Annotated in this window: 13 protein-coding genes; 2 read left to right on the forward strand and 11 right to left on the reverse strand. The window is 57.2% G+C overall.

Annotated features, from left to right (window positions below; all coding sequences use genetic code 11):
- The first annotated feature begins 33 nt into the window (after positions 1–33).
- Together HZB23_07080 and HZB23_07085 are read left to right on the forward strand one after the other, a co-directional pair.
- Positions 34–966 carry an ABC transporter ATP-binding protein gene (locus HZB23_07080; GenBank protein ID MBI5844412.1) on the forward strand — a complete coding sequence of 311 codons (933 nt, stop codon included), beginning with the start codon at positions 34–36 and terminating at the stop codon, positions 964–966.
- Between the two features lies 1 nt (position 967).
- A complete protein-coding gene (locus HZB23_07085) occupies positions 968–1,936 on the forward strand; it encodes an ABC transporter ATP-binding protein (GenBank protein ID MBI5844413.1) in 969 nt (322 codons plus the stop codon).
- Between the two features lie 273 nt (positions 1,937–2,209).
- Here HZB23_07085 and HZB23_07090 read toward each other — a convergent pair whose 3' ends face one another.
- The 11 genes from HZB23_07090 to HZB23_07140 form a co-directional block, all read right to left on the reverse strand.
- Complete coding sequence (locus tag HZB23_07090) at positions 2,210–2,404, reverse strand: hypothetical protein (GenBank protein ID MBI5844414.1); 195 nt, start codon at positions 2,402–2,404, stop codon at positions 2,210–2,212.
- 15 nt (positions 2,405–2,419) lie between these two features.
- A complete protein-coding gene (locus HZB23_07095) occupies positions 2,420–2,827 on the reverse strand; it encodes a hypothetical protein (protein ID MBI5844415.1) in 408 nt (135 codons plus the stop codon).
- Positions 2,808–4,622 (reverse strand): carbamoyltransferase, encoded by a 1,815-nt coding sequence (locus HZB23_07100; GenBank protein MBI5844416.1) that lies wholly within the window; start codon positions 4,620–4,622, stop codon positions 2,808–2,810. The genes HZB23_07095 and HZB23_07100 overlap by 20 nt, the downstream gene beginning before the upstream one ends.
- An 81-nt stretch (positions 4,623–4,703) precedes the next feature.
- On the reverse strand, positions 4,704–5,846 hold the full coding sequence (locus tag HZB23_07105) for a glycosyltransferase (protein MBI5844417.1): 1,143 nt from the start codon (positions 5,844–5,846) through the stop codon (positions 4,704–4,706).
- Positions 5,843–6,988: a glycosyltransferase family 4 protein gene (locus tag HZB23_07110; GenBank protein ID MBI5844418.1), complete on the reverse strand. Its 1,146-nt coding sequence runs from the start codon at positions 6,986–6,988 to the stop codon at positions 5,843–5,845. The genes HZB23_07105 and HZB23_07110 overlap by 4 nt, the downstream gene beginning before the upstream one ends.
- Before the next feature lie 13 nt (positions 6,989–7,001).
- Positions 7,002–8,141, reverse strand: coding sequence for a glycosyltransferase (locus tag HZB23_07115; protein ID MBI5844419.1), 1,140 nt, complete (start codon positions 8,139–8,141; stop codon positions 7,002–7,004).
- Positions 8,138–9,196 (reverse strand): NAD-dependent epimerase/dehydratase family protein, encoded by a 1,059-nt coding sequence (locus HZB23_07120; GenBank protein ID MBI5844420.1) that lies wholly within the window; start codon positions 9,194–9,196, stop codon positions 8,138–8,140. The genes HZB23_07115 and HZB23_07120 overlap by 4 nt, the downstream gene beginning before the upstream one ends.
- A complete protein-coding gene (locus HZB23_07125; GenBank protein ID MBI5844421.1) occupies positions 9,183–10,124 on the reverse strand; it encodes a transglutaminase domain-containing protein in 942 nt (313 codons plus the stop codon). Before HZB23_07125 ends, HZB23_07120 begins: the two co-directional genes overlap by 14 nt.
- A gap of 253 nt (positions 10,125–10,377) precedes the next feature.
- Positions 10,378–12,339 carry an aldehyde ferredoxin oxidoreductase family protein gene (locus HZB23_07130; GenBank protein MBI5844422.1) on the reverse strand — a complete coding sequence of 654 codons (1,962 nt, stop codon included), beginning with the start codon at positions 12,337–12,339 and terminating at the stop codon, positions 10,378–10,380.
- 184 nt (positions 12,340–12,523) lie between these two features.
- Entirely contained in the window at positions 12,524–13,216 is a 693-nt protein-coding gene (locus HZB23_07135) for a hypothetical protein (protein MBI5844423.1), read from the reverse strand.
- Between the two features lie 216 nt (positions 13,217–13,432).
- Positions 13,433–14,446, reverse strand: coding sequence for an NAD(P)-dependent alcohol dehydrogenase (locus HZB23_07140; GenBank protein MBI5844424.1), 1,014 nt, complete (start codon positions 14,444–14,446; stop codon positions 13,433–13,435).
- Positions 14,447–14,525 lie beyond the last annotated feature (79 nt).

Raw genomic sequence — 14,525 nt, forward strand, 5'->3', positions numbered from 1 at the left:
CTCTGAATCCCGCCTTCACCCGGACGCTCTCTTATGACGGCCTTTGCACTTAATTCGGAAAACCTGAAAAAGAGCTTCGGAAACGTGAAGGCCGTGGACGGGCTTTCGCTATCGGTTGAGCCGGGGGAAATCTACGCCCTGGTAGGGCCGGACGGTGCGGGCAAGACCACCACCATGAGGCTTTTGGCGTCCATCATGGACCCCGATTCAGGCCATGCATGGGTCAACGGGCATGACACCGTTACCGAAGCCGAAAAAGTCAAGGAATCAATCGGGTACATGAGCCAGCGCTTCGGCCTTTACCCTGACCTCACCGTGCGGGAAAACCTGGTTTTTTACGCGGACATCCAAGGCGTTTCCAAAAAGGTGAGAAAGGAGCGCATGGAGCGCCTCCTTGGCTTCTCCAACCTTACTCCCTTCAAGGACCGGCTGGCCGGAAACCTTTCGGGCGGAATGAAGCAAAAACTGGGCCTTGCCTGCGCCCTCATACACTCCCCAAGGGTGCTTCTTCTCGATGAGCCCACCAACGGCGTCGACCCTGTTAGCCGCCGGGATTTCTGGCGAATCCTCTACCAGCTTTTAAAGGAGGGCGTCACGGTTTTCGTCTCAACCGCCTATCTCGACGAGGCCGAACGGGCCAACCGGGTTGGCCTCATCCACCGGGGCCGACTTCTGGCCACCGGCACCCCGGCTGAAGTAAAGGGCCTCATGGAGGGCGAAATACTTGAAGTCACCGCCGCAGTGCCGCGCAGGGCCGCCGCCCTCATGCGGGAAAAATTCAGCCATAACTCGGTGAGCCTTTTCGGGGACAGGGTCCATCTGGTGACAAAAAGCCTTTCAGATGACAGTCGGCAGGTGAAAAGCCTCTTAAACGGCGAGGGCATGGAGATTGTCTCCATGAAGAAAATCGAACCGGGGCTTGAGGACGTATTTGTTTCGGTTCTGGCGAAAATGGATGAGGCCTGACATGGAAAGTCCCTCAAACGATTTCGCCGTCACCGTGGACGGCCTTGAAAAGCGCTTCGGTGATTTCGTGGCAGTGAACAAGGTGAGCTTTTCGGTTCAAAAGGGCGAAATCTTTGGGTTTCTGGGCCCCAACGGGGCGGGAAAATCCACCACCATAAAAATGCTCTGCGGCATACTGGCCCCAACCACCGGCACAGGGACGGTTGCTGGGTTCGACGTTTTTTCCGAGGCCGAGAAAATCAAGAACCACATCGGCTACATGAGCCAGAAATTCAGCCTGTACGAGGACCTCACCGTTGAGGAGAACATAGATTTCTACTCCGGCATCTACCGCATTCCCAAGGCTAAAAAAGCGGAGCGCAAGGAATGGGTGATAGAAATGGCCGGTCTTTCGCGCCACCGGAAAAGCCTCACCTCCATTCTTTCGGGCGGCTGGAAACAGCGCCTGGCCCTTGGCTGCGCCGTGATCCACGAGCCGCCCATCATTTTCCTGGACGAGCCAACAAGCGGCGTGGACCCGGTTTCCAGGCGAAGGTTCTGGGATTTGATCTACGATCTGGCGGGAAAGGGGGTCACCATCTTCGTCACCACCCATTACATGGACGAGGCCGAATACTGCGACCGGCTGGGCTTCATCTACAGGGGGGAACTGGTGGCCTTGGGCTCCCCGGAAACGCTGAAGGGCCGCTTCACGGCGGGCGACATTTACGACGTGCGCACCGACCGCCCCCAGGACGCTATTTCGGTGGCTGAAAACATGGACGGAGTGCGGGAGGTAGCCCTTTTCGGCAGGGGCCTTCACGTGGTGGCTGCCGGGGATAAGGTAACGGCGAAATCCCTGGCGGGCGGTCTCGCTACGGCGGGGTTTAAAGTGGAAGCCGTGGAAAGGATCACGCCCTCCCTGGAAGACGTGTTCGTGTCCCTTATCGAGGAGCGCGACGCCAGGGACTCCGGGGCGGAAAGCGCGTGACCGGAGGGACGGATTCTGAAGCCTAACAGCCTGTTAAAAAGGCTGGATATGCAGCCTGGATACCAGTCTGCATATTGGCGATGAAATGCTAAGGTTGGCGAACGGCGCGGGAGCAAGCGTACCCGCCCAAGAAATCGCAGAGTTCTTTGGCTAAATCAGGATGTTCGTACGTGGCGGACCGCGCCGTGAAGCCTGGCACAGCAGTTCGCTTTTTTAGACAGGCTGCTAAGGGCCGCCTGGGAGAAAGTCTGCAGTCGGCCCTTTTTTCGGGCATCAGAAAAGGGTGTAGATAAAAGGAGCCACCGCGCTGCCCTGGGTAAAGACTATAAGAAGGCTCAGGGTGAGTAAAACTATCACTATGGGCAAAAGCCAGTAGCGCTTGCGGTGCTTGACGAATTCCCAGAATTCCGCAGCAAGGCTCAAGTTGGTCTCGTCGGGCAGGTTTTGGTCCTTGTCTTTATCTTCCATGGTTTCCTCACATCATCAGTAACGTTTTAAAAACTGTTTCCTGCTCTGGGCTGGCTCGCTCCGGCGCACCCAGTAGGTTTCGGCATCAGGGCTTCCCCGCATGTTAAGAACGCGCTCTTCCGGCTTTAACAGCCGCCGGAGAAGGCCAATGGGAACCACCGCCAAAAAAAAGACCGAAGACAGGATTATGGTGTTGACGGCCACGTTCATGGCCCCGGCGACTTTCAACCACCCCAGGTAAACGGGCCTCATTATGGAGGGCGCTCCGATGAAAAGGAGCATGAGGAACAGGAGGCCGCCGAAAACGCCAAGCATCACGGGCCGGTCCCGCCAAAGGGCAACGCCCGCCAGCGCACCGAAGAAAACAAGCCCGATGGCTCCGAATTTTCGGATGTCTTTAGGTTCAGTCGGGTGAAAATTCATTTCGCCAGTCGCCTTTCTCGGCCCATTCCGGTTGATCCTCCTTGAAGAGCATGGCGTTTTCAAGCACCAGAACGTCCATTTCGGTTCTCATGAAGCAGCGGTAGGCGTCTTCGGGCGTGCACACTATGGGCTCGCCCCGCACGTTGAAACTCGTATTCACAAGAACCGCGCAGCCGGTGATATCCTCGAAGGCTTTCAACACCGCATGGTATTCGGGGGAGTCATCGGCGTTCACGGACTGGACCCTGGCCGAGTAGTCAAGATGCGTTACTGCGGGAATGCTGGAGCGCTTCTCGTTGACCCGCTCCAGCATATTTTCGCTTGGGCCGCCCGAGCACGGAATGCACAGCTCGTCTTTCACCCTGGCCACCAGGAGCATGTAAGGGCTTTCGCAGGAAAGGTCGAAGTAATCGCCGGTGCGCTCCGCCATGACGGAGGGCGCAAAGGGCCGGAAACTCTCCCTGTATTTGATCTTGAGATTCATCACCCGCTGGGTGTCCGGGCTCCTTGGGTCTCCCAAAATACTGCGCCCGCCAAGGGCTCGCGGGCCAAACTCCATGCGCCCGCAAAAATGCCCAACTATCTTTCCTTCGGCGATTTTTTCCGCTATGGCCCGCGCCCTGTTTTCAGGCGAAAGCGCCACGTAAGGATACTTGTTGAGGGAAAGAAACTCCTCGATGCGGCCTGCGCCGAATGATGGCCCAAGCCTTGACGCCTGCTGGCGGTCGCGCCCGAAGGGGCCGGGCCGGTCCTTGCCAAGATAGCGGTGCCACACCGAAAGGGCCGCGCCCAGGGCCCCTCCTGCGTCGCCCGCCGCTGGCTGTATCCAGATTTTCTCGAACGGCCCGTTTTTCAGTATTTTTCCGTTGGCCACGCAGTTTAAGGCCACGCCGCCTGCCATGCACAGATTTTTTTGCCCGGTTTCCCTGTGCACGTGAACGGCCATCTTTGAGATGATCTCCTCGGTGACCGCCTGGATGCTGGCGGCTATGTCCATCTCCCTTTTCGTGATGGGCGATTCGGGTTTTCGGGGAGGGCCGCCGAACAGGGCGTCAAAACGGGCGTTGGTCATGGTGAGCCCGCCAGGAAAATCGAAGTAGTCAAGATTCAGGCGCATGGAGCCATCCGGCTTTACGTCCACCAGGTTCCGAAGAATCAGGTCTTTGTATACCGGCTCGCCGTAGGGAGCCAGGCCCATGAGCTTGTATTCGCCGGAGTTGATCTTGAACCCTGTGAAATAGGTGAACGCGGAATACAGAAGGCCCACCGAGTCGGGAAAATGAAGCTCGGCAAGAAGGTTGATGTCTTTCCCGACACCCGTCCCGTAGCTTGCCGTGGCCCACTCTCCCACTCCGTCCACCGTGAGTATGGCCGCAGATTCAAAGGGCGAGGGGTAAAAGGCCGAGGCCGCGTGGCTCTCGTGATGCTCGGTGTAGAGCACGACCCCCTCGTAGCCGATTTCCCTTTTGATCTCCTTTTTCACGTGGAGGTTGCGGGAAAGCCAGACCGTCATTGCCTTCAGAAATGAGCGAAGTCCCCTTGGCGCGGTTTCCAGGTAGGTCATCAAAAGCCGCTCGAAGGTGAGAAAAGGCTTATCGTAAAAGACCACGTAATTGAGTTCGCTTACGTTTATCCCGCCCTCTGCCAGGCAATATTTCACCGCGTTCACCGGAAAACCGGGGTCGTGCTTTTTGCGGGTAAAGCGCTCCTCCTGGGCGGCGGCGATTATTTTGCCGTCGCTTACAAGGGCCGCCGCCGAATCGTGATAAAAACAGGAGATACCCAGTATGTTCATTAAATTCTTCGCTTGCCGGGGATGAGGAAGTGTTTTGAAGTGAAGGGGGACTTATTCCATAAATTGGGGCGCGTCAACGAATTAACGAGCCGACCCTGCCGCAAGCGATGCGTACAATTTTTCATATCGGTCAACAACACTTGCGATGGAATACCTTGTTTCGATGCGTTTCCGGGCCGCCTGCCCCAAAAGGAGGCGCGATTCTTCGGGCATTTCAAGCAGGCGCGAAAGGCTATCGGCCATTTCCTCCGGGGATCCGGGCGGGACCGTGAAGCCGGTGTCCCCGACCACCTCCCGGCAGTCCCCGACGTCGGTTACAACGCACGGCACGCCTGAACTCATGGCCTCGCCCACCACGTTGGGAAAGCCCTCCCCCAACGAAGGCGAGCACAGAAGGTCCAGCCCAGGATAGAGGCCCGGCATGTCGGAGCGCGGCCCCAGGAGCACGCAGGCGCGGTCAAGCCCGTTTTCCCGGATTCGGGCGGATACTTCCGGGTTTTCCGGGGTAACCCCCTGGCCGCAGAGCACGAAGTGGACCGCCGGCATTTTTCGAGAAAGAATTCCCGCCGCCCGGAAAAAATCCCCGTGCCCCTTCATTGGGTCGAACCTTGCGAAAAGCCCGACAACCGGGGCGTCGTCAGAGATGCCCCACGCGGCGCGGGCGAGTTTTCGTGCTTCAACGTCAGGCCTGAAAAGAGATGTGTCAAAGCCGTTTTCGATGATTTCGGTACGTCTTGGCCGATAGCCCAGTTGACGGTGCATGAGAAGGCCCGCGCTGGAATTGGCCACCACCACGCTTGGGATGAAGGAGAAAAGCGCGTTGGCTTTAACCACCCGCCCGGTGAGCGGCGCGTAGCGGGAAAAATCCATGTTGGCGCACCGAAGGTTCCAGGCCAGGGCGGTTTTTGGGAAAAAGGGCCTGGAAAGAGCGCCAAGAAGGTCGGCGTGATAGAGCCAGGTCATCATGACGTGTGGCCGAAACTCGCGGCAGATTCTGAGAAACCGCCCAAGGCCGGAAATGGCAGCCCTGCCCCGCTGAAGTTCCAGGCTTTCGACGGGTATTCCGGCGTCTTCCATCATGCGGCCCACCTCGCCTGCGGGCAGGAGGCTCACCACGCGGGTGTCGAAGCGTGAGCGGTCAAGGCCGGAAACGACCTTTAAGAGCATCATTTCAGCCCCCCCGACGTCAAGGGAGGTGATGAGGTTCAGGACCCTTGTCATCATGCTTTTACACTGCCGGCAAGGCGGTTTGCAGCAATTTCGGAAGCAGCCTCCATGTAGCGGCGCATTTTGGGAGCCCAGTCCATGCGCGTTTCGGCAAAGCCCCGCATGGCTCCCGAAATGTCCGTGCGCGATGCCTTTTCGGCCATGTCGGCGGCGAAGGCTATAAGGCTTTCGGCGAAAACCGGTGTATCCGCGTTTTCGAGTTTTCTGCAAAAGGGGGAATCGTTCGGCAGGTCCGGGTCGTCGTAGGCATAAACAAAGGGAAGCCCACGAGCCATGTATTCACGGGTCTTTAACGAACAGGCCTCGTTCATGTTCTTGCGGAAAAGAGCCAGGGTGCTTACCCCAAGGCTCATGCGGCCCATGACCCTGTCCAGGGCTTTCCCGGTGAGAACTCCATGAAACCGCAAGCCTACGCGAGGATTGACGAGATTCACGCTTTCGGGCGGGATGTCTCCGATAACGTGCAGGTTGACCCGGACCGCGCCCTCGTAATGGGAGAGCCCGGCGGCCAGGCGATCCAGGCCGTGCCAGGGTTGGAGGGTGCTGGCTATGAAGGCCACGTTCACAACCTGGCCGTCAAAGGGCGCAAATCCGGTCTGTTTCACCTCGTCCACCGTAATGCCGTTGGGTATCACGAAGACCGGGCGGGTTTTCGGATAACCGTGGGCGATTTCATCTTCCGCGATTTCGCCCGTCATGCACACCATCCCCTCGCTTAGGTCCATGCACATGCGGGAGCTTGCCTTTGATACGGCCCAGGCCAGTTTTCTTCCGGCCCCCCAGAGTTCGTCGAAGAGCTTGGTGTGATGCTCGGTCACAAGGGCGAACCTTCGGTTTCTGAACGCCAGCCAGTAAAGGGGCGTGCGGGCCAGGGAGCGAAGGATCACTACGTCGTAACCCGAGAGGGTGTCCGCTATGCATCTGCCCTGGCGTGCGAGTTTTCCGGCCTTGCCCTTTGGAAGATCGAGAAGATGGAAAAAGACGCCTTCCGGCAGGCCCTCGTTTTCATGGTAGGAAAACAGGTGGAAGTGAAGGTCGATCTCAGCCTTGCGGCAGGCCGCGTACTGGGCCGCCACCTTTCGGGTGACGCCGCTTAGCTTGGCGGGATCTTCGATTACGTTGGCGTAGGCGACCTTCATCTAAGTGGCGGACTCACCCAAGAAGTTTTCGGATCGTGGAAAGGAACAGTTCCTGGTTCCTTTCGCCGGCAACCAGGGGGGCCGCTTCGTGGGAACGGCTTTTGAAGGTTGCTATGTCTTCGGCTGACAGCCCGTTTAGGGCCGTCGCCATTGATTCAACCGAAAAATCGCCGGAGACCACGCCGTTCCGGTGCTCCTCAACAAGCCCGCCCATCTCCGGCGCTGGCCACACCGCAAGGGCAAGTCGCGCCTGGATGAACTCGAACACCTTGTTGGGCAGGGCCATTTTCGCATTAAAGCCCGCCGGATACAACAAATAAAGACCCACGTCGTAAGGGTTTATGGTTGAAACGATCTTTTCCAAGGGGACCGGGGGCAAAAACGAGATGCGGGGATTATTGCGGGCCATCTTGCGAAGTTCAGCCCCGTAATCGCTTTCCATGCCCACGAGAAAAAAATCCAGGCTGAATCTTTCATCCAGAAGGCCAATCAGGCTGATCATGTTGTGAAGCCTGCGCTCCTTGTCAGCCGAGCCGTGGTGGACCATACGGACGCGCCCGTCAACGGGTTTCGACGGTGAAAGATCGGCGAAAAAAGGGGCGTTGGTGATGATCCCGCATTTCACGCCGTAATTTTTCTCGTATTCCTTGGCCAAACCCCGGCACACCGTGGTCATTGCCTGGGCGCGCGGAAGGTAAGCGCGGCAGATGTAATCCCAGAAACCGGCCCAGAAGAAGCGGAACGAAAACTTGTCGTCGTACTCGCGGGGGCTGAATTCGTGGGCGTCGTAAAAAAAAGCTGCCCCGCCGGTTTTTGCGAGGCGGGCGGCAATGGGCAGCATCCAGGCGTCGTTGCCGATGACGAGGTCCGCCGGAAGGCCTTCCAGGTCTTCAAGGGCCGCCATCACAAGGGGATGCGTCCAGTAAAAGGACTCGTACATGCGGGCCTTGAGCTTTACTGCGGAGAGCACCCGCCCGGCCCGGCTTCTTGCAAGGTTGGGAAGCCTGATAAAGTCCACTCCCTTTACCGTGGGCGGCGAAAAACCAGCCGCAGTCACCCGGTATTTGCCCGAAAGCCACGAAAGCTGACGGTGGACGCGGGGGTCCCGGTCAAGGTGGGAAAAGGAGAGCACCAGGACCCTTTTTTCGCTCATGGCCCCATGACTCCGCCCGGCATGTTCGCCTTGTGGCGCTCCATGCAGGTTTCGATGAATTTAAGATTTTGAAGGGTCCAGGCGATGGTTTTCGAAAGGCCGTCGGCAAGGCTTATTTTGGCTGAAAAACCGAGGGTTTCACTTGCCTTCCGGGTTGAGCCGAAGCGCTTGCCGCTCCGGTCCCAGTCCCTCTTGGGCAGAAGAACAGGCGGCGTCGGATTTTTCGCCATCAGGTTGATGGTTTCCGCAAGCTCCCGAATGGAGGTTTCCACCCCGCTGGCAAGGTTATAGACACCAGTTGGCTCGCCCTTCAAGGCGCAGAGCAAAAGGCCCTCCACGATGTCGTCCACGTAGATGAAATCCCTGGTGGCGATACCCTCGTTTTCAAGGGTGAGGGGCCATTGCCTGATGGCCCTGTAAATGAAGGTGGGGGTGACGTTGCGCCACACCGTGGCCGGGGTGCCCCGCCATTTTCCAGCGCCCAGCACCTCGCCCGGCCCGTACACGTTCTGGAAACGCGCCTTGACAGCCGGGAGCCCGTGGCGGGCGTGATAATAATTGCAATAAAACTCGCCGATCACTTTCGATATCTGGTAGGGGCTGTCGAGGTAGAGCGAGACCGGGGCGTCCTCCTGGGTGGCCGAGGCCGCCTCGAAGGTCTTTTCCGCCACAGTGCAGCCTGCCGAGGAATAGACGAATTTCTTGATCCGCTTGAAATTCTTCACCCGCTCGCAGAGTTTCAAGGTGGTTAAGGTGTTGTTCTCGTGGTCGGCCAGGGGGTCGGCCATGGAGCTCTGGTTTCCGTGATAGGTGGCCAGATGGAACACGTAGTCCCACTCGTCGGAAAGGCCGCCAAGAATGGAGTCATCGGTGATGGAGCCGGTGACCAGGGTGAGCCTGTCGTCTAAAGGCAGGTTTTCCGGTTCTGAGGAAAGGAGGTTGTCCACCACCAAAACGCAGCTTGCCTCGCTGTTCAAAAGGGCCTTCACGAGGTTCGCCCCCACGAAACCCGCGCCGCCCACCACCAGCACCTTCGAGCCTTCAAAATTTTGCATTTCGCTTCCGTTTGACTTTGGTTTTTATGGATTTCGCCGCAATTTCAAAAGCCGTTTCCCGCCTTTCGCAGCCAGCCTCCAGAACACACACACCGGTCTGCATGAAAAGCCCCAGGGCCGCCAAGAATGCGGGAATGGCCCAGATCAGACAATACCGCCTTTGCTCCTCGACATACTTTCTGGCGTCATGGTTGAATAGCCAGTCTCGCCACCGGGTAGCGATATCGAAATCCCATACCTCATTCTTATCCGGTCCGTAAACATCTTTCAGGCGGCTTATCTCGCCGTCCCCGAAACCAGCCTTTTTATAATATGGTGCGATGATTTCCGGTTTTTTTTCGATCTCGGAAATGTCGTAAGGAATTCCGACCCCGTAATCGGGGTCCAGCACCAGCCATTTCGATGGGTTAACCCTTGCCCTCACCACCACGTGGCCCCCGAGCTTTATGACCTGGGCTTCGATTCCCGCCATTTTCAGGAAGCCATAGAGAGCGAGGGATTCCTGGGAGCAGAACCCGACGCCCCTTTCCACGGCCTTGTACGGGTCTTTGAACTCGTATCTTGGGTCGGTCTCGTCAGACTGATCGAGCCAAATGAGCCAGTTTTCCCTTGCGGAGAGCACGATGTTGAACTTTTCCGGGTCCGGCCCGTCCCAGTAATGGGCCATTGCCTGATTCACGAGGCGATTCAGTTGGACCGCGTAATTTTCGTCGCCCTCCCCTGCCCTTCTCGGTAAGCGTTTCAGAAATTCTTTATAGGTCAGGCTCACGCCAAAGGGCGTGCCCTTGTTCAAGTCATAAATTTCGGGATTTCTGAGGCTGAGATTCCGGCCCGAAAGCGCAAGCAGAAAAAGGCCCGCCCCCGCGAGAATCAGCACAAGGCCCGTCACTCTTTTGAATGGGCTTATGGAGCGCGGTTGGGCGGTCATGATCCCCTTTCAGGGCCAAAAATTGGAACAGGCGCAAAAAAAATCAGCCGGAGGGATGTTCCCCCCCGGCTGACTACCATTTTTCACGGAGTTTTGGCAATACGTCAAAAATCGGACACAGGCCGATCACAAGCGATGAGCCACAAGGCGCGCAAGCGGGTGGCGGCGGAGCGTGCTTCATGCACGTGAGCACGCCGCCCGCGTGGCGCAACACAGTGGGATCGCGCTTGTGGACGGCCTCTTGGACGGACGGTTAAGGGGCCTCTATGCCGAGACGAGCGAGGGTCCCCGCCGTGGGTATGCCCGTGCGGTCGTCCCATCCGAACTCGGCCCAGTAGTTTGACGCAAGGGTCTCCAGGGGAACACTGCGCCCAGCGTTGGCCCCTTCAGTCTGGGGCGGGCGTCCGAGAGCGCGGTTGTTGATTTTGACATCGGCAGGCATCACCTTGTGACGCACGTTGAAGGCCTGGCGTATGGTCTGGATGCGCTCGCCTATTTCTATGTATTCCTCCGGGGTCTTGTTCCAGCCCGTGGCCGCGTTCAGCCAGTCAAAGAAGCGGATGCGTTTGGCCCCGATAAAGGAGCCGAAAAGGCAGCCGCCCGCCCCGTTGATCACGTTCATGTAGCTGGAGCACATCTTGCTCATCACGGCCTGATCCTTGCCGCTCCGGTACTTTAAGCTCTTGGGGTAGAAGAGCCAGGGCTTGGGGAGGCCCTTTATCACCTTCCAGAGCTGGAACATCTCATAATAGAGGTAGGAACCTATGGTGTGCTTGCCCGGCGCGGGTTCGGCAACATAGGCAAGGCCGAACCCCGGATCGTTCCTGGAATCATGCATGGGAAGCTCCTGGCCGCCAGCGCAGACGGCGTAGTCATCGGAGCATTTGCCCAGCTTCCGGGCTGCGGCGGCTGAGCCGTCGGCCAGAAGGTCGCCTATGCCCTCGCGCTTCACCATCATCTCCACCAGGGACTTTATGGCTTCGGTCTTGCCCCAGCCCAGGACGAGGCCGTCGGTGTCCTTTTCGTTTATGATGCCCCGCTCGAAGCATTCTATGGCGAATGCCACAGCCCCGCCGCAGGAGATGGTGTCCATGCCCGCGCGGTTCAAAACCTCGTTCAGATAGAAGATGCTTTCCGCGTCCTCGTTCATGAGAAGGCCGCCAAGGGCCAGCACGGTTTCGTATTCGGGCTTGTGGGTATGGGTGAATTTGCCCGTCATGGAGCAAATTCCGCCGCAGCCCAAGGGGCAGGAAAAGCAGTGGTACTTTTTCGTCTCGCGGGCCGTGAACACGTCCGGGTTGACCGAAAAGGATTTGAGCGCCCCGAAATCCTTGTTGGAGCCCTTCCAGTTCTTGATTGGGCTGTCGCCCATTTCGATGGACACCTGGTTCATGGCCACGGTGCCCCATTTTTTGAGCATGACCTTGTAGAGCATTCCGTCCTGGGCCATGCCGGTGGGAAGGATGCGAAGGAGAGCGCCCACCGGGAAGGTTGCGGTTCCCGGCAGAAAGGGCGGCTGAAACTGCACCCACTTGTTGGTGGCGGCGGAAAGGGCCTTCATTTTTTCCTTGTCAGCCGCCTCGATCTTGGCAGTGCCGGAAACCACCACGGCCTTCAATTTCTTGGAGCCCATCACGGCACCCAGGCCGGAGCGGGCCGCCATGCGTCCGCCGTCGTTGGAAACCCCCGCGATGAGCGAGAGCTTCTCGCCAGCAGGGCCGATGCAGGCCACCTTGGGCTTCTTGTTGCCGGTTGCCCTGGACTGAAGGGCTTCCTCGGTCTCAACAGTGTCCTTGCCCCAGAGGTCGGAGGCGTCCTTCAAGGCCGCCTTGCCGCCGGAGACTTCGAGATACACTGGCTTTTTGCTGATGCCGGTGAAGAAGAAGCCGTCGTAGCCGCTCCGCTTTATGGCCGGTGAAAAATCTCCGCCGCAGTTGGCGTCGCCCCATCCGCCCGTGAGCGGGCTTTTGCCAACCACCATCCAGCGGCCCGTGAAAAGGCTTCCGGTGCCCGTAAGAAGCCCGGAGACGATGCCCAGCATGTTGTCCGGGCCAAGCGGATCCGCGCCCGCCGGGATGTTCTTATAAAGCATGTAAGCGCCAAGGCCCATGCCGGAAAGGTAGTTTTCGTAAACCTCGTCTGGAATGATCTCGTCTTTGATCTCGCCGGTGGTTAGATTCACCACTAAAACCTTGCCCATGTATCCCTTGGCCATGACCTGCCCCCTTCTTTAAGGTTAATTATTTGAAAACAGTCCGGTAAAAAATTGTATGACTATAAATCTTAGCACAAATATCGAAAAAGTCCATGAAACAGTTGATGTGCAAGAATCGATTTTTTCAGGGGAAGTCAATATGTTGCAAAAGGCATAACAACCGGAGGGCGAACGGGAGGGGGGGCTAATTTTGGTTTGAATCTTCATTGTCAAGCAAGTCTGCTACCTTTGCAATCAGTCTCTCCTTCAAGTTCTTGCAGGTTGAATATTCTTCATAGCCAATTTGAGCATGAATAACATCCGCTTCAGTAAACGTTCTGGGAATTTCCCCTTTAATCCACCTTTCAATCTGGTTTTGTGCTCTTTCATGCAAGGCTTCCCTGCTAGACAGGGCCTCCCGCTTTTTATACATTTGGCCTGCACTGAGCGGTAGCGGGTAGCGCCCAGCCCATACGGAGCACTTTTCAAGAATCCCGCAATAGAATTCTTCCTGATCTGATAATGTAAAATGCGCATCCTTCGCCAATTTCACCAGACAATGTCCAATGATATTTTTTGGCACTTCAGTTGCGTATGGATTGGAAAGTTTGAATTCAGCAAGGATTATACACTTCAGCAGGTTCTCAAAACCATAAGCCCATAGCATCCTTTGGACACGGAAATTAAAGCAACCCCGTTTTACCAAGTCATCAGAGAAGAGTGCAGTCAGTTGTTCGTCGGAATGAAAAATATTTACCATCTTGCGCTGTTCAAAATGATAGAGTACCTCCGCGCTGTAGAAAAGATTTAGCGCTTCATTCCGCCAGACCTTGAGGTTTTGCAGGCAAAAAGTTTTCTCAAAATTGAATGAGTCTGACTTGTCTTCGTATTTACACATAATAGTTCCAGCCCCAGTTTAAGGGTTTATTCATAAATGTGGACATGAACTATATTTACAGCAGGGGAATTCTTCCTGGGAGCGCGGGCGTCCCGCCCGCTTTTACAATACAATGCGGGCGGGACGCCCGCGCTCCCAGGGGGATAAGTTCCCCCTCAATTTTATGTAAAAGCTAAAAATAGATGTACTTCCGCAGCTAAACGGAACGCCCCAAGGTTACGGCGTGATGACGATTTTTCCCATGGCGCGGCCTTCTTGCAGATGGAGCAAGGCTTCCGGGACCCGGTCAAGGGTAAAGGTGCGGTCGATGACGGGGGTGAGCTTTCCTTCTTCAAGGAGCTTCGCAAGATGGGCCATCGCCTCCCCCTTGCCGGGCATGGGAGCGCGAAAGTCCGGCAGGTGGCGGTCGAACCGCGAAAGGAAAAGGAGTTTGAAGGCCCTTGGCACGCTTCCAAAAACACGGCCGGTCGCCTTGCCGTAATGATCGTGGCCTATGAAGATGTATTTCCCGGCGGGTTTCAGAGCGCGTTTGCAGGCTTTAAGCGTCAGGTTGGAGGCCACGTCTAATATGATGTCGAAGCGCTCACCGCTTTGGGTGAAGTCCTCCCTGTTGTAATCAATGACGCGGTCTGCGCCGAGAGAGCGGATCATCGAAAGTTTTTCGCCCTTATCCACCCCGGTCACCCGCGCTCCCCAAGCCTTGGCAAGTTGCAGGGCAATGGAGCCCACGCCGCCGCCCGCACCGTTGACCAAGACGCTCTGCCCCGGCCGGACCGGCCCGCCCATAAGGAGGTTCAAAAAGGCGATGTAGCCGGAAGTCGGAACGGATGCGGCCTGTTCAAAGGTTATGCCTTCAGGCTTTTTCGCCAGGGCGTCCTGGGGAACGGACACGTACTCGGCATAGGCTCCGCCGTTTTTCCACTGGAACTCCATGCTGGTCTCGCCAAAAATCTCGTCGCCCAACCCGAACCGGTCGACACCTTTACCCACAGACTCCACAACCCCGGCCATGTCGATTCCCGGGACCGGATTTTTGGGCCGAAGCACCCCTCCGCCCATGAGGCGAAGGACCCAGGGCCTGCCGGTCACCGCGTGCCACACGTCAGGATTTACCGAAGCGGCGCGAACCCGCACCAAGACCTCGCCATCCCCCGCGACCGGCCTGTCGATCTCCCGGATGCGCAGAACCTCGGCTGGCGGGCCGTACTTGTCCTGAACAACAGCCTTCATCCTATTCCCTTTTGAATGCTTAAGACATGGAAGGCAGACGGGCCTTTCGGCAACGGCCCGTTTTGAAACGGGAACAATG

This window comes from Deltaproteobacteria bacterium, assembly GCA_016235345.1.
Lineage (GTDB): Bacteria > Desulfobacterota > Desulfobacteria > Desulfobacterales > Desulfatibacillaceae > JACRLG01.